A 15,199-nucleotide genomic window follows, 5' to 3' on the forward strand; every position below is an offset into this window, starting at 1 on the left:
GCTCCGTCCTGGAAGGCTCGCAGACGTCCCCCCCCCCCCCCCACCGCGCGAACAGCGAGGCACCCCATGACCACGCACACCCCCGCCTCCGGCGCCGCCCTCTCGTCGCAGGCGGCGCAGGTCCTGCGCGCACTCGCGCTCGACGAGGACCTGAAGTGGCGCATCCCCGGCGACCCCGTGCTGGGCCCCTTGGCCCGCAAGGTCGCCCGGCGGTACGTGGCCGGCGAAACCCTCGCCGACGCCCTGGAGCGCGCGCAGCTGGTCCTGACCGCCGGCCACCGGGTGAACGTCGAGTACATGGGCGAGAGCTGCCGCGACCCGCAGCGCGCCGTCGAGGAGACCGACACGTTCCTCGCCGCCGCCCGGCTGCTGCCGCCCGAGTGCTCGATCTCCCTCGACCTGTCGCACATCGGCCTCGCCGTCGACGCGGAGCTCGCCCTGGCCAACGCCTCCCTGATCGCCCGGGCCACCGCCGCCACCGGGCGCGAGATGATGATCTCGGCCGAAGGCTCCGACCGCACCGACGCGGTGCTGGCAGTGCACCGCGAACTGTGCGAGCAGTTCGACCACGTGGGCATCACCGTCCAGGCGCGCCTGCACCGCACCGCGGACGACCTGCCGGAACTGCTCACCCGTCCCGGCCGCATCCGCCTGGTCAAGGGCGCCTTCCTCGAACCCGGGACCATCGCCCACCCGCGTGAGGCCCCGGCCCTGACCACCGCCTACCTGGAGTACGCGCAACAGCTGGCCGACTCGGGCCACCTGTGCTCCTTCGCCACCCACGACCGGGAGCTGATTGACCGTATCGACCACCACCTCGGCGGGAAGGGCCACGACTGCGCCCCCTGGGAGTTCGAAACCCTCCTCGGCCTCGGGCCCGACCACCTCGACGCCATGGCCGAGCGTGGCCATCCCACCCGCGAGTACGTCGTGTTCGGCACGGAATGGTGGCTCTACGTCTGCAACCGACTCGCCGAGGACCCCCAGCGCCTGCTCCAGGCCCTCCTCGACGTGGCCGGATGACCCCACTCCGCGCCGGTTCTGGCCCCACTCGTGCGGGTTCGTCCGGCCCGCCTGTGTTCCGGGTTCTTCGGGCAGCCCCACCCGTGTCCATGGTTCCGACATGACGTCAGATGGCGCAGTGGCGGGCGCCTTCGGTCCGGTCGGCGGCGCAAACCCGCGTGCGGCCGGACGGGTGTAGTTCGACACCTGGCTCCGGTGGCCTCCGCCCGAAGCGGTGCGCCTCCGGGTTGCATGGGCCTGCGCCTCGGCGCGGGGCGTGCCTGGGCCTTCACGGCCCCGGACCCGACGAAGGAAAGAGCACGATGGCAGAGCACGACCCTCGTCACCGCCCTGGTCGCGGCCCTCTACTGCGCGGGCTCGCCGCAGCCGTGCTCGCGGGAGGCATGCTGGTGGCCTCGGCGGGACCAGGACACGGGGCCGGCGCGGCCGCTCTGGCGCCCGGCACGCAGTTCACGCCGCTGACGGCGGCAGTGCTGACCGAACCGGCACCGTTCGACGCCACGGACGGCAAGACGCACCTCTCGTACGAGCTGCTCACCACGAGCGCACTGTCCAGCAGCACCCCGCTGAGGCTCGACCGGGTCGACATCCAGGACGCCCGCAGCCACCAGGTCATCGGCTCGCTGAGCGGGCAGGCGCTGGCCGAGGCCGCCAATCCGGTGGGCGACCCCCTGCCCGGTGCGGACGGGTACACCCCGGCGCCCCCGGCGCCGACGCCGACCGTCATCCAGGGCTCCCAGCAGTGGATCATCTGGATCGACCTGGCCCTCGACCACGGTCAGCCGGTGCCCGAGGTCCTCGAACACCACCTGTCGGGTGCCGTCCTGCCCCCCTCCGGCCCGTCCGCGTTCGAGGAGACGGTGCAGGCCACCCCGACCGCCCGCACCGCGCCCTTGGACCTGAACCCGCCGGTCCTCCCCGGCACCTGGTACGCCAGCGAGTCGTGCTGCGGCAACACCCACCACCGGCGCGGCCTCGCCCCGATCAACGGCCGCTTCGACGTGCCGCAGCGCTTCGCCATCGACTGGTACAAAGTGGGTGAGCAAGGGCAGGCCTGGGAAGGCGACCCCGCCCAGCTCACCAGCTACCTGAGCTACCGCCAGCCGGTCGCGGCCGCGGCCCGCGGCCGGGTGGTGGAGGTCCAGGACGGAATCCCGGACAACCCGCCGCCCCACACGCCGCCCATCCCGCCGATCGAGGACACCGTCGGCAACCACGTCACCCTGGAAGTCGCACCGGGCCGCTACCTGCTCTACGGCCACCTGGAACCCGGCTCGCTCAACGTCCGGGAGGGCGACTGCGTCGAACCCGGCCAGGTCCTCGGGCTGATCGGCAACAGCGGCAACTCCACCACGCCGCACCTGCACTTCCAGGTGATGACCACGGCCGAGTTCTTCCCGACCGACAGCCCGCCGTTCACCTTCCGGCGGTTCCGCGTCCTCGGACAGGTCGAACCCCGGATCTGGGACGACAACCTGGGCCTTCAGCCGACCGGCGTCCTGCCGATCACGCCCTCACCGTACGAAGGCCCCCACCGTGCGCAGTACCCGCTCGACCGCGAGGTGCTGGAGTTCTGACCGACTCCAGGGGCCCGACGGCGGCCAAGGCCCAGGGCAGCCCCCGCGACGTCCGGTCCCGGACCGCCGCGGGCGACCCGATCGTCACCCTGGACTCCCGCAGCCGCCCCCTCCGCCTCCGGACCGGCCCCCGTCCGGAGGCGGAGGGGGAGTCGCCGGCAAGGGTGACCTGCTGCTGGAAGGCCGCGCCCCAGCGGAGCAGCCGACATCCCGACGACAGGTGACCCAAGGGCTCAGCACCGACCTCGGGTGACGAGCATCCCGCGTGGACGGTGCCGACCTTCGTGCTTCGCGCCGCGCCGTCACCCCGGTCGGTTCCCCTCGCCCGGGACAGCCACCACGCTTCGGCACGCTCGTTCGAAGGAAGGCTGTTACTGCAGGCCGCAGCCCGATTCATGCGGTACCCGTCCGGAGGCGGGCGACCGGGGCCTGCCCTCGCGGGTCGCCGACGGTGCGTGGCAGCCTGGAGGAGGAGTCTCCGAGCAGATCGCCCGTGTCGGGTGACGCGGTTGCTTTGGAAGGAGTCCACATCATGGCTGGCAACGTCACGGGAACCGACCACAGAACCCGAACGGTCGAGAGAGCCTACGCGGGCGGATGGACCACCTTCGCCGCGGTCATGCTGCTCTTCGGGGGCATCATGGCGGTCCTGCAAGGGATCGCCGCCATAGCGAACGATGACCTGGTGGTGGTCACCCGTCACTACACGTACTCGTGGAGCACCACCGGCTGGGGATGGATCCACCTGATCCTCGGGGCGGTCCTCGTTCTGGCCGGGACGGCGCTTTTCAGCGGCGCCGTGTGGGCGAGGGCCGTCGGCGTCGTCGTAGCCGGACTGGGAATGATCGCCAACTTCCTGTGGCTGCCCCACTATCCGTTCTGGGCGGCGGTCCTGATCGCGATAGATGCCTTCGTCATCTGGGCGCTGTGTGTCGGCACGACCAGACAGGTGGGCTGAAGGACGCGGAACCACCGCGGAAGAGGACTTCACCAGGCCATCGCGCCGTGCCGGTCACGGAAGGTCCCGGTCGGCCCGTCCGTTCCGATGGTGGCGAGTTCGACGATCGCGTCGGTCCCCTCGGTCACCGTCTGCGGGCCGCTGTGACCGTTGAAGTCGGTCGCCGTGTAGCCCGGGTCGGCCGCGTTCACCTTCACGTCCGGCCAGGACTTCGCGTACTGCGTGGTCAGCATGGTCACCGCGGCCTTCGACGCCGTGTAGAGCGGCGCGACGAACCGGCCCTCGACACGCTCGGTGTCGTGGGTGGCCGCGAAGGAGCCCATGCCGCTCGACACGTTGACGATGACCGGGTTCGCGGACTCCCGCAGCAGGGGCAGGAACGCGTGCGTGACGCGGACGATCCCCACGACGTTGACCTCGAACACCGCGCTGGCGTCCGCGGCCGTGATCTGGTCGGCGGCGTTGGGGGTGCCGAGGATTCCCGCGTTGTTGACCAGGACGTCGATGCTCCCCTCGTGAGCCCTGACGTCGGCGACGGCCGCGGCCACGGAGGCGTCGTCGGTGACGTCGATCTGCACGAACCGGGCACCGAGCGCGTCGGCGGCCGCCCGGCCGCGCCGGGGATCGCGCGCACCGACGATGACGGTGTGGCCCGCTTCGACCAGTCGGCGGGCGGTCTCGTACCCGAGGGACTTGTTGGCACCTGTGATGAATGTGGTCGTCATGCGTCCACTGTCGGCCGACGGCGGGAGGGGAGCCAGTGCCCTGTGCGACAGTAGGACTGCCGGTACCAGGCACAGGGGCCGGCCGGCGGACACAATGGCCGGGTGGACGAGACTCTTGGCAGGGCACTGCGCCGCTGGCGCGACCGGCTTTCTCCCGTGGACGTCGGGCGGACTGCGCGGCCCGGGCGGCGCGCGGCGGGGCTGAGGCGTGAGGAGCTGGCCGAGCTCGCCGGGCTCTCGGTCGACTACGTGGTGCGGCTGGAACAGGGGCGCGCCGCGAACCCTTCGGCGCAGGTCGTCGCAAGCCTGGCCAGGGCCCTGCAGTTGGAACCCGAGGAGCGCGATCACGCCTACCGGCTGGCCGGCCTCCTGCCCCCGCAGGAGGGGACGGTCTCCACGCACGTCCCGGCGGGGGTCCAGCGGATGCTGGCCCGTCTCGGGGAGTTCCCTGTGGGGGTGTTCAGCGCCGACTGGACCCTGCTGTCCTGGACTCCGGCATGGGCGGCGCTGTTGGGCGACCCCAGCGGACGGACGCACACCGAGCGGAACCTGGTGCGGGCGGTCTTCGCGTCGGGGCCCGGAGGGCTCGCCGCCTGGCCCGTGCAGCAGGACGGCGACACCCTGCGCTCCGCCCTCGTCGCCGATCTGCGGGCGGCCCTGGTCACGTACCCCCACAGCCGTGGACTGGTCGACCTCGTGGAGGAACTGCGTTCCACCAGTACGGAGTTCACCCGACTGTGGGACGAGGGCGCGGTCGGTCGGCACGTCTCGGCCCGCAAGACCGTCGTGCACCCGCAGGTCGGCGAAGTGACGTGCGACTGCGACGTGCTCACCGTCCCGGGCAGCGACGTCCGTCTCGTCGTCTACACGGTGGCCGCGGGTTCCGCCGACGCGGAGAAGCTGGAGTTCCTACGGGTCGCGAGCGGTGTTCGCGTCGGCGACTCCCCGCCTCCGGGGCCCGGACTGATCTCGGCACCGTGACAACCGGACGGGCGGCGTCGCCGATGTGTCACGCGCCCTGCGCGCGGGGGCACTTCCCGATGCGTTTCCTCGTCCAGCCGGCCAGAACCGGGACCAGGAGGACGGTGAGGGCGGTGTCGACCCGGCCCAGCCACAGCTGCGTGGCCGCGCTCGGCAGTCCGCCCGGTTTCGGGGCGACCTGGCCGGACGGGTCGGTGGTGACGGTGATGATCGTGCCGACCTCACCCGAACCGCTTCGGCCCTGGGCCGTCCGGTCGATCGGAGGCCCGTCCAGGGCTTCCAGGGTGTAGACCTGGTAGTCGCTGTCGTCGGCGTTGAACCTCGTTTGCACCTTGGTTATCCGGGCGTGCTGCTCCAGGCCGTGCTCGCGCAACGCCCGGGTGTCCAGCAGGGAGATGTGGACGTACAGCATGACCGTGGCGATGGCGCAGAGCGAGGCAATCCACCCGTCTATGTCGTGATTCCGCACCATCCGGGTGATGTAGACGGCCATCACGACAAGCAGCACCAGCAGCGGGACGCCCTCTTGACCCTGGCTACGGTGGGCGAGGCCCGCCAGCTTGCGGACGACGACGACCACCCCTCCGCCCAACAACGCCGCCGACGCCGCGTACGCGGCCGCCCGCCCCACCGTGCGCATCGTCCATCTCCCCCAGCTCTCCGCACACTCCGGATCCCACGATACGCGCGCCCACCGTCCGAACCCCTTCCCCTGCTCTCCGCCCTGCTCAGCCCCTCGACGGACACCGTCGAAACCGGAGCGCCCTATCCGTCCGGCGCCGCGGTGTCCTCCCTCCTCCTCCCGAAAGGTCGCAGATCTCGGCCAAGTAGCCTGCCGCGCCTGGCCGAGCACCGTGTCACTTGGCCAACCTCCCGGGGAGCCGGCCGGCGGGGGGTCGCGCCCCCCTTCTCGCAGCACTGACGGCGGGTCCGTCACCGCGGCAGGGGTCCCCTCGGCGGCAGGGGTTCTCAGCGGCGGGCGGTCCGGCGGCGAGCGACCACCACGGCGCCCGTGCCGGCGGCGAACAGGGCCGTGCCGACGGCGCCGTAGGCGAGCCTCCGGCCGCCGGCGCCGCCGGTGTGGGCGAGGCTCCCGCCTGGGGCGGCCGGCGTCCTCCACACCGTCTGATCACCCCTGCACGGGGCGTCGGCCCCGCTGACTTCCCACGTACCTGCCGCGTCGGACGCAGGAAGGCCGTGCGGCTTTGGGGCCGCACGGCCTTCGGTCGGGGGCACACCCGTGGCGAGTCCTACAGGGTCAGAGCTCCTTGATGTAGCGGTCGTTGTACTGGCCGCCGTGGCAGAACAGGCGCCGCTCCCTGATGTCGACGGCGAGCCAACCGCCGCCCTCCTCGCAGTCCTGGACGGAGACGGGCGGGTCGAGGTGGCGGGTCTGCGGGGTGGCGGAGGCCAGGCCGGTGTCGATGGGCAGGGCGGCGGCGGTGAGCAAGGTGAGGGCGGCGATGCGCCTGGTGATGGTCATGTCTGGACGGTCGCCGCGGACGGCCGGCGCCGCCACCGGACACACCCGTTCGGCCCCTAGCGGTGGTACCCGGTGTGCGCCATTTCGCACGGGAGCCGTCGTCCACGGCATCTCGAAGGCGTGGGCGAGGCGGTTGAGGTGGGAGGCGGCGGCCCCTCCGGCATCGGCCTCACCCGCAGTGCCCGACCGCCGAAGCACGGGCCCCGTTTCCGGGTGCGGCCGGTACCGGCCGCGAGTGTGTGGCTGTGGCCGTGCTGCCGAGGTGTGCGGGCGCGGCTTCACCGGCCGAGGGCTCCGTGCCGGGCCGAGGCGGTGTGCCGGCGATGGCGACGGTCGTCCTGCGGGCGCCCATGAGGCCGTGCGGGAAGGCCGGTTGGACCCCGGTGTCTTGCGGTGGGGAGTCGCGGGGCCGGTGTGCTCTTCGGCGAGGTGGTCCAGGGCGAGGGCGGCCGGGTGGCGCGGGTCGTCAAGCACAGATATTTGCCTAAGGGTGCCTGGAGGATCTACAGTCCTTCTCGTAAGCACAGATCAGTGCTTAACGCCGAGGAGGCCGTCATGAAGAACCTGCTGTTCCCGAACAACACCCAGTTCTGGTACGAGACCCTGCGCTCGATGAGCCACATCGCCTACGGCGGAGCCGACTTCGGCGAGGTCGTCGCCACTGGCGAGCGCATCACCGAGGGCGACTACGACAGCTGGCACACCGAGTGGCTGGCCACCGCGGACCGGGTGGCCGGCGAGGCCGAGCGCGCACTGAAGGCAGGTCACAAGGTCAGCGCCCGGGACGGGTTCCTGCGGGCCTCCAACTACTACCGTTCGGCGGAGTTCTTCCTGCACGGCAACCCGTGCGACCCCCGCCACGACCACGCCTACGACCGCAGCGTGGCCTGCTTCCGAGCGGCGGCCGCGCTGTTCACCCCGGTCATCGAGCCGGTCGAGATCCCCTACGAGGGCACCACCCTGCCCGGCTACCTCTACCGGGTCGACACCTCCGGCGCGCCACGCCCGACCGTGATCATGCACTCAGGTTTCGACGGCACCGCCGAGGAGATGCACTTCGGTGGCGCGCTGGCGGCCGTGGAGCGCGGCTACACCGTGCTGGCCTTCGACGGCCCCGGCCAGCCCGGCCCCCGCCACCGCCAGGGCCTGGCCTTCCGCCCTGACTGGGAGAACGTCATCACCCCCGTGATCGACTTCGCCGAGACGCTTCCGGAGGTCGACAACAGCCGGATCGCGCTGCTGGGTTCCAGCATGGGCGGCCTGCTTGCCCCCAGGGCCGCCGCGTTCGAGCACCGCCTGGCCGCCTGCATAGCCGTCGACGGCGTCTTCGACCTCGGCCAGTTCTCCGTCCGCAACATCCCCGGCAGCCGCGAGCAGGCCGAACAGCTGCTGCGCGCCGAGAGCGCCCCCGAGCTCGACGCCGCCCTCCAGCGGCTCATGACCACCGACGCCACGGCCCGCTGGGCGTTCAACCACGGCATGTACGTGATGGGGGTCGACACCCCCCGGGCCTTCAACGCCTCCTACCTCGACTACACCGTCGCCGGCGGCATCGCCGAGAAGATCCAGTGCCCCACCCTGGTCTGCGACGCCGAAGAGGACGAGTTCTTCAAGGGCCAGCCCGCACAGCTCTACGACCACCTCACCTGTCCCAAGACCCTGATGCACTTCACCGTGGCGGAGGGCGCCGGCGCCCACTGCCACCCCGGCGCGATGCGCTTCGCCCTGGCCCGCATCTTCGACTGGCTCGACGACACCCTCGCCACCACCAGCGCCTGACACCTGCCCCGCCAGGCGCCACGCCGCAGACCCCCATCCGAAACCGCTCCCCAAGGACCTGCCATGACCTTCACCGCCGTCCACACCGACATCCGCACCGCCCTCACCGACCTCCTCCTCACCCCGGGCCTGGACCTCGACGAGGCCGCCGACCGGCACTTCGCCCCCGACTACCGCCAGCGCACCGACGGCGAGTGGGCCGACCGCACCGAGTTCCTCGCCCACATCGCCCACCTGCGCTCGGTCGTCGCCGGCGGCTCCGTCGAGGTCCACGACGAACTCACCGACGGCACCCTCTACGCCGACCGCCACACCATGACCATCACCAAGACCGACGGCTCCACCGTCCGCATGGAGGTCTACCTCTTCGCCGAGTTCGCCCCCGACGGCCGCTTCCGCCGCATCGAGGAGACCACCCTCATGCTCGAAGGCGCCGCCAGCGACCGTGACCTCGGCAGCGCCCGCTGAACCACGCACCGCCGATACCCGGTGTCAGTACGGGCTGCCCGGTGACGCGGACCGGCGGTTGCGGGTCCATCGCCTCGACCGGGGTGCGCCGGTCGACCTCGTGCCTCTGTCTCCACCGTACCCCCGGGGGTGTTTTCGGGCCGCCGCCCCGGGATGCCCGTAGGTCGGTGCCCGTCGATCCGTGCGGGATTCGGCACCCCCGGACTATTGTCAGGAAACTTTACTTTTTACTAGGCTCTTGGCGGCGGCTTGGCGCGGCGCCCTCGATCGGGGGCGTGACGCGCTCAGCGAGAGCTCTGACCCGGCCGCCGCGGTGGTGAGGGAACCACCGCTCGACCGGCGGGGATCGCGTGCGGGCCCCGCCGGAGTCCAGCTCTCGCCGTCGTTCGAGGTCAGGGAGTTCAGGGATGCGTCCCCACGTCTCGGTAAGGCCTGTTCACATCGGAGTCTTCGCCGCGGTGCTCGTGCTGGTCGGCGGACTGTTGCTCGGCTGGTCCGGGCGGGCGGGAGCGGCGGCCGATCCGCTGCTCTCGCGGGGCAAGGCCGCCACGGCCTCGTCCACGGAGGGCTCGTCCTACGCGGCGGGCAAGGCGTTCGACGGGAACACCGGTACCCGGTGGGCGAGCGCGGAGGGGAAGGACCCGCAGTGGCTGCGGGTCGACCTCGGGGCGAACGCCACCGTCTCGCGGATCAAGCTCACCTGGGAGGCCGCGTACGCGAAGGCGTACCGGCTGGAGGTGTCGGCGGACGGGGCGGCCTGGACCGCCGTGGCCGAGGAGGCGGCTGGCGACGGCGGCACGGACGACTGGACCGGGCTGACCGGCAAGGGGCGGTACGTCCGGATGTACGGCACGGCCCGCGGCACGTCCTACGGGTACTCGCTGTTCGAGTTGGAGGTCTACGGCGTCACGGGCACCACGCCCTCGCCGACCGCCACGCCGTCGCCGACCGCCACGCCGTCGCCGACCGGGACCGCCCCGGGCGGGGCGTTCACCGTCGTCGCGGCCGGTGACATCGCGGCGCAGTGCACCGCCTCGGACAGCGCCTGCGCGCACCCGAAGACCGCCGCCCTCGCCCGGAAGATCGACCCGATGTTCTACCTGACGATGGGTGACAACCAGTACGACGACGCCCGGCTGTCGGACTTCCGCGCCTACTACGACAAGAGCTGGGGCGCGTTCAAGGCGAAGACCCACCCCGTCCCCGGCAACCACGAGACCTACGACCCGGCCGGCTCGCTCTCCGGGTACAAGGCGTACTTCGGCAGCATCGCCTACCCACAGGGCAAGAGCTGGTACAGCTTCGACGAGGGGAACTGGCACTTCGTCGCCCTCGACTCCAACGCCTTCGACCAGAGCGCCCAGATCGACTGGCTCAAGGCCGACCTCGCGGCCAACACCCGCAAGTGCGTCGCCGCCTACTGGCACCACCCGCTGTACTCCTCCGGCGGGCACGGCAACGACCCGGTCTCCCGGCCGGTGTGGCGGATCCTCTACGACGCCCGGGCGGACCTGGTGCTCAACGGGCACGACCACCACTACGAGCGGTTCGCCCCGCAGGACCCGGACGGGAAGGCCACCGCCGACGGGATCGTCGAGATCGTCGGCGGGATGGGCGGCGCCGAGCCGTACCCGATCGAGCAGGTCCAGCCGAACAGCCAGAAGCGGATCAGCGGCGACTACGGCGTGCTGAAGCTGGACCTCACCGACTCCGGGTACGGCTGGAGCTTCGTCGGGACGGACGGCAAGGCCAAGGACACCAGCCCGACCTACAGCTGCCACTGATGATGTACCTGGCCACCACGGGCCGTCGTCCGGACGCGCCGCCCCGCCCCGCCGGGGTGGGGCGGCGCGTCCCGGGCACGGTCGTCGCGCTCGGCGCGGTCAGCCTGGTCACGGACGTCTCCTCGGAGATGGTCACCGCCGTGCTGCCGCTCTACCTGGTCCTGGGTCTCGGCCTCTCACCCCTCCAGTTCGGCTTCCTCGACGGACTGTTCAACGGAGCCACGGCACTGGTCCGGCTCCTCGGCGGGCGGCTCGCCGATCGCGGCTCCGGCCGGCACCGGACCGTCGCCGGGGCCGGCTACCTGCTGTCGGCACTCTCCCGGCTGGGGCTGCTGATGGCCGGCGGGGCCGCCGGCGGCATCGCCGCCGCGCTGGCCGCGGACCGGCTCGGCAAGGGCGTACGCACCGCACCCCGGGACGCGATGATCACGCTCAGCGCACCGCCGGAGACCCTCGGCCGGGCGTTCGGCGTGCACCGGGCGATGGACACGACCGGGGCGCTGCTCGGCCCGCTGGTCGCCTTCGTGGTGCTGTGGGCGACCGCGGACGCGTACGACGCGGTGTTCGTGGTCAGCTTCGCCACCGGCCTGCTCGGTGTCGTGGTGCTGGGCCTCTTCGTCCCGGCCGACCCGTCGGCGCCGCCACCGCGGGCCGCATCGACCCGCCCGGTCCCGTCCGCGCTCCCGTCCGCGGGGCCGAACGCCGCACCCGGCCTGACCGGCCTGGCCGGCACGGCCGCCCGGCCGACTGCCGACCCCGCCTTCCGGCGGGTGGTCGCGGCCGCCGCGCTGCTGGGCGCCGCGACCGTCGGCGACTCCTTCCTCTACCTCCTGCTCCAACGCGGCCTCGACCTGTCGGCCGCGCTCTTCCCCCTGCTGCCTCTCGGCGCGGCGGCCTGCTACCTGCTGCTCGCCGTCCCCGCCGGGCGGATCGCGGACCGCGCCGGACGCCGGATTCCGTTCCTCCTCGGCCACGGCGCGCTGCTCGCCGCCTACCTGACGCTCCTGGCCCCGTCGGGCCTGCCGGCCGCCGTGCTGGTCCTGGTCCTCCTCGGCGTCTTCTACGCCGCCACCGACGGCGTGCTGATGGCGCTGGCGGCGCCCGCGCTCCCGGCCGCCGGGCGGGCGGGCGGCCTCGCCGTCCTGCAGACCGGACAGGCCCTGGCCCGCCTGGTCGGCGCGGCCGGGTTCGGCGCGGCCTGGACGTGGTGGGGGCCGCGTCCGGCCCTCGTCGCGGCCGCCCTCGCCCTGGCCACCGCACTCACCGCCGCCTGGCGGATCCTCCCGGGAAGGAAGGCGCGCCGATGAAGTCGCGAACGGTCCTGCTGGTCCTCGCCGCCCTCGTCCTGCTGGGCGGCTCCCTCGGCTACGTGGTGCACGCCCGCCAACGCGACGGCGGACCACAACTCGCCGCCGCGGACGCCTCGTTCACGCTCGATCAGCCCGGTCTCTACTACCGCGACACCGCCACCGGCCGCGTCGCCCGCAGCCCGGGCGGCGAGCCCGGCGGCCCGTCCTGCGCCCGCTTCTACGCCGCGGGGGACCGCGCTCTGTGCCTGCGCGCCCTGCCGGGCACCCCCGCCCGGACCCAGGCGGTGGTCTACGACCGGCGGTTCACCGAGCTCCGGTCGGTGATCGTCCCCGGGATCCCCAACCGGGCCCGGGTCTCGCCCTCCGGCCAGGTGCTCTCCTGGACCACCTTCGCCGTCGGCGACTCCTACGCGGCGGACCGCTTCTCCACCCGCACGTCGATCCTCGACCTGCGCACCGGCTACCTGATCAAGTCCGTCGAGGAGATCCCGCTGACGATCGGTGGCACCCGCCACCACGCCGCCGACGTCAACTACTGGGGCGTCAACTTCGCCGCCGACGACAACCGCTTCTACGCCACCGTCTCCACCGCCGGCCGCACCCACCTGGTCGAGGGCGATCTCAAGGCCTGGTCGGCCCGCACCCTGCGGGAGAACGTGGAATGCCCCTCGCTCTCCCCGGACGGCACCCGGATCGCCTTCAAGAAGAAGGTCTCCGCCGATCCCGCCGCGCCCTGGCGCCTCCACGTCCTCGACCTGGCCGACCTCCACGAACACCCGCTGGCCGAGACCCGCAGCGTCGACGACCAGGCCGCCTGGCTCGACGACGCCACCCTCGCCTACGCCCTCCCGGCCCGGGCGGGCAAGGCCACCGACGTCTGGGCCACCCCGGCCGACGGCACCGGCACGCCCCGCCTCCTCCTCCCCGGCGCCTCCTCCCCGGTCACCGTCCCGCCCCCGCCGGCCTGACGCCCGCCGGCCCGCCGCCCGCCGCACCGGCCCGGGACGGTGGGCCGCGCCGCCCCGTGGGCGTGGACGAGGTGATCTCCGCGATGGCGCACGATCACCCAGAAGATGCGGTGGCCGGCGGCTCGGGGTGGGGGAGGAGGTCGGGTGGGCCGCAGGCCTGCCGCACGGCGGGCGCGGCGGCGGCGCCTCAAGCCTTCCGTCATCGCCGCCGCCGAACCGCGCTACCGTCGGACTGCGCCTGTGACACCCGTCAGACCATGAGGGCGATCTTGCCCCGCGCCTGCCCGGCCTCCAGCCGGCACACCGCCTCGGGCGCCTGCGCCAGCGGGAGGGTGTCACCGACCACAGGGGTGAGCCGGCCGCTCTCCACCAGCTCGCCCAGAACTTCCAGGTCGGCGCTCCGCTGCCTGGTGGTGAGCATGGTCAGCCGCTGGCGGACGAAGACGGACAGGAGGAGCGCGCGGAACTGCCGGCCGAGGCCGAGCCAGTCGCCGGCGTCCTCGCCCCCGACGATGACGAGGGTGCCGCGCGGGGTGAGCACGCGGCGCAACCGGGACAGCCGGGTGTTGCCACCGGTGTCCACGATCAGGTCGTAGCGGTGGTCGCCGGCCGTGCAGTCGGTGCGGGTGTAGTCGATGACGTGGTCCGCGCCGAGGGAGCGGACCAGGTCCTGCTTGTTCGTCCGGCAGACGCCGGTGACCTCGGCTCCGTAGGCCTTGGCGAGCTGGACGACGTGCGCCCCCACACCGCCGGAGGCGCCGATGACCAGCACCCGGTGGCCCTGCCGGACACGACCGGGCCCGCCCAGGGCCTGGAGCGCGCTGGTCCCGGAGATGGCCAGAACTGCGGCCTGCTCGAAGGCCATGCCGGCCGGCTTGTGGGCGACCCGGTCCGCGCGGGCGGCCGCGTACTCGGCGAAGGAGCCACGGCCGATGCCGAAGACGTCGTCACCGACCGCGAACCCGGTCACGCCGCTCCCGACCGCGACGACCGTTCCGGCGAGCTCCATCCCGAGCACCGGGTTCCGCGGACGGCGCAGCCCCAGGGCAGCCCGCACGGCGTACGGCCGGCCGGCCATGATGTGCCAGGTGCCGCGATCGACTCCGGCGGCCCTCACCCGGACGAGGAGCTCGTGGGCGGCGACGGTCGGCCGTTCCACCTCGGCCAGGCGCAGCACGTCGGCCGAGCCGTAGCCGTCCTGGACGATCGCCCGCATCGACTCCGTGCCCCCGGCCGGTTCCGGTCTGCCGGTCGTGTCCGTCTTCTCGTGTCCGGTGGTTCCCATCGGTCCCGCCTCCCTTGCAGCCGTACTAAGTACGACTTACTTAGTAAGGTACCCTGGACGCCGTTGTCAAACACGACTCCGTGCAGGACGGCTCCAGGCGTCACGGTTGGGGGCGTCACGAGTCCACACATCACGGATCCACGGGCGGAAGGTGACATGGCCGGCACCAAGCGGACCCCGCTCAGTCGGGAGCGGCTGCTCGACGCGGCGATCGCCGTCGCCGACGCGGGCGGCCTCGCCGCACTGACGATCCGCTCCGTGGCGGACGAACTCGGCGTCAAACCGATGTCGCTGTACCACCACGTGGCCAACAAGGAAGCGATCGTCGACGGCATCGTGGACGTCGTCTTCGGTGAGATCGACCTGCCGGTGGCGGACGGTCGCTGGCGTCCGGCGCTACGCGGGCGCGCCCACTCGGCCCGGGCGGTACTGCGCCGCCACCCGTGGGCGACCCCGCTGATGGAGTCGCGCACGCACCCCGGCCCCGCGACGCTCCGCCACCACGACGCGGTCCTCGCCACCCTGCGGAGCGGCGGCTTCTCGTTCCCGCTGGCGGCGCACGCCTTCTCCCTGCTGGACAGCTACACGTACGGCTTCGCACTGACGGAGGCCGCGCTGCCGTTCACCCCGGAAGACGTCGGCGAGGTGGTACCGGACTTCCTGGCCCAGTTCCCGGCGGAGCGCTACCCGCACCTGGCCGAGTTCACCCGGGAGCACGTGCTGCGGCCCGGATACGACTACGGTGCCGAGTTCGACTACGGGCTGGACCTGATCCTCGACGGCCTGGAGCACCGCCTCGCCGCGGCCGGCCCGAACACGTCGACGCACGCGGAGTGAGCCCCGCGGCGGCCGACACCT

At 72.6% G+C, this 15,199-nt stretch carries 14 protein-coding genes; 10 read left to right on the forward strand and 4 right to left on the reverse strand.

Annotated features, from left to right (window positions below; genetic code table 11):
• Positions 1 to 66 precede the first annotated feature (66 nt).
• From ACIRS1_RS34735 to ACIRS1_RS34745, 3 genes are all read left to right on the forward strand, one after another.
• The gene (locus ACIRS1_RS34735) at positions 67 to 1,023 is read left to right on the forward strand and encodes a proline dehydrogenase family protein (protein ID WP_402846277.1); all 957 of its coding nucleotides are present in this window, start codon (positions 67 to 69) and stop codon (positions 1,021 to 1,023) included.
• A gap of 302 nt (positions 1,024 to 1,325) precedes the next feature.
• Entirely contained in the window at positions 1,326 to 2,600 is a 1,275-nt protein-coding gene (locus tag ACIRS1_RS34740; RefSeq protein ID WP_402846279.1) for a M23 family metallopeptidase, read from the forward strand.
• A 532-nt stretch (positions 2,601 to 3,132) separates the two neighbouring features.
• On the forward strand, positions 3,133 to 3,558 hold the full coding sequence (locus tag ACIRS1_RS34745) for a hypothetical protein (protein ID WP_402846281.1): 426 nt from the start codon (positions 3,133 to 3,135) through the stop codon (positions 3,556 to 3,558).
• A 29-nt stretch (positions 3,559 to 3,587) separates the two neighbouring features.
• Here the strand turns inward: ACIRS1_RS34745 and ACIRS1_RS34750 are convergent, their stop codons facing one another.
• Positions 3,588 to 4,283 (reverse strand): SDR family NAD(P)-dependent oxidoreductase, encoded by a 696-nt coding sequence (locus ACIRS1_RS34750; protein WP_402846283.1) that lies wholly within the window; start codon positions 4,281 to 4,283, stop codon positions 3,588 to 3,590.
• A gap of 102 nt (positions 4,284 to 4,385) precedes the next feature.
• Here ACIRS1_RS34750 and ACIRS1_RS34755 point away from each other — a divergent pair, with 102 nt between their 5' ends.
• Positions 4,386 to 5,264 carry a helix-turn-helix transcriptional regulator gene (locus ACIRS1_RS34755; RefSeq protein ID WP_402846285.1) on the forward strand — a complete coding sequence of 293 codons (879 nt, stop codon included), beginning with the start codon at positions 4,386 to 4,388 and terminating at the stop codon, positions 5,262 to 5,264.
• 28 nt (positions 5,265 to 5,292) lie between these two features.
• On the opposite strand, the gene ACIRS1_RS34760 is transcribed toward ACIRS1_RS34755, so the two are convergent.
• On the reverse strand, positions 5,293 to 5,904 hold the full coding sequence (locus ACIRS1_RS34760; RefSeq protein ID WP_402846286.1) for a hypothetical protein: 612 nt from the start codon (positions 5,902 to 5,904) through the stop codon (positions 5,293 to 5,295).
• A 618-nt stretch (positions 5,905 to 6,522) separates the two neighbouring features.
• Positions 6,523 to 6,747, reverse strand: coding sequence for a hypothetical protein (locus ACIRS1_RS34765; protein ID WP_402846288.1), 225 nt, complete (start codon positions 6,745 to 6,747; stop codon positions 6,523 to 6,525).
• A gap of 555 nt (positions 6,748 to 7,302) precedes the next feature.
• On the opposite strand from ACIRS1_RS34765, the gene ACIRS1_RS34770 reads away from it, so the two are divergent.
• From ACIRS1_RS34770 to ACIRS1_RS34790, 5 genes are all read left to right on the forward strand, one after another.
• On the forward strand, positions 7,303 to 8,526 hold the full coding sequence (locus tag ACIRS1_RS34770; protein WP_402846290.1) for an alpha/beta fold hydrolase: 1,224 nt from the start codon (positions 7,303 to 7,305) through the stop codon (positions 8,524 to 8,526).
• A 63-nt stretch (positions 8,527 to 8,589) separates the two neighbouring features.
• Entirely contained in the window at positions 8,590 to 8,994 is a 405-nt protein-coding gene (locus ACIRS1_RS34775; protein WP_402846292.1) for a nuclear transport factor 2 family protein, read from the forward strand.
• 407 nt (positions 8,995 to 9,401) lie between these two features.
• Complete coding sequence (locus ACIRS1_RS34780; protein ID WP_402846294.1) at positions 9,402 to 10,778, forward strand: discoidin domain-containing protein; 1,377 nt, start codon at positions 9,402 to 9,404, stop codon at positions 10,776 to 10,778.
• A gap of 2 nt (positions 10,779 to 10,780) precedes the next feature.
• The gene (locus ACIRS1_RS34785) at positions 10,781 to 12,085 is read left to right on the forward strand and encodes an MFS transporter (RefSeq protein ID WP_402846347.1); all 1,305 of its coding nucleotides are present in this window, start codon (positions 10,781 to 10,783) and stop codon (positions 12,083 to 12,085) included.
• Positions 12,082 to 13,056, forward strand: a complete 975-nt coding sequence (locus tag ACIRS1_RS34790; protein WP_402846296.1) for a hypothetical protein — start codon at positions 12,082 to 12,084, stop codon at positions 13,054 to 13,056. The genes ACIRS1_RS34785 and ACIRS1_RS34790 overlap by 4 nt, the downstream gene beginning before the upstream one ends.
• A 250-nt stretch (positions 13,057 to 13,306) precedes the next feature.
• On the opposite strand, the gene ACIRS1_RS34795 is transcribed toward ACIRS1_RS34790, so the two are convergent.
• Positions 13,307 to 14,341: an NAD(P)-dependent alcohol dehydrogenase gene (locus ACIRS1_RS34795; RefSeq protein ID WP_402846298.1), complete on the reverse strand. Its 1,035-nt coding sequence runs from the start codon at positions 14,339 to 14,341 to the stop codon at positions 13,307 to 13,309.
• Positions 14,342 to 14,497: 156 nt separating this feature from the next.
• On the opposite strand from ACIRS1_RS34795, the gene ACIRS1_RS34800 reads away from it, so the two are divergent.
• On the forward strand, positions 14,498 to 15,178 hold the full coding sequence (locus ACIRS1_RS34800) for a TetR/AcrR family transcriptional regulator (RefSeq protein ID WP_402846300.1): 681 nt from the start codon (positions 14,498 to 14,500) through the stop codon (positions 15,176 to 15,178).
• The last annotated feature ends 21 nt before the right edge of the window (positions 15,179 to 15,199 follow it).

The organism is Kitasatospora sp. NPDC101176 (assembly GCF_044768035.1).
In the GTDB taxonomy this organism is placed as follows: Bacteria; Actinomycetota; Actinomycetes; order Streptomycetales; family Streptomycetaceae; genus Kitasatospora.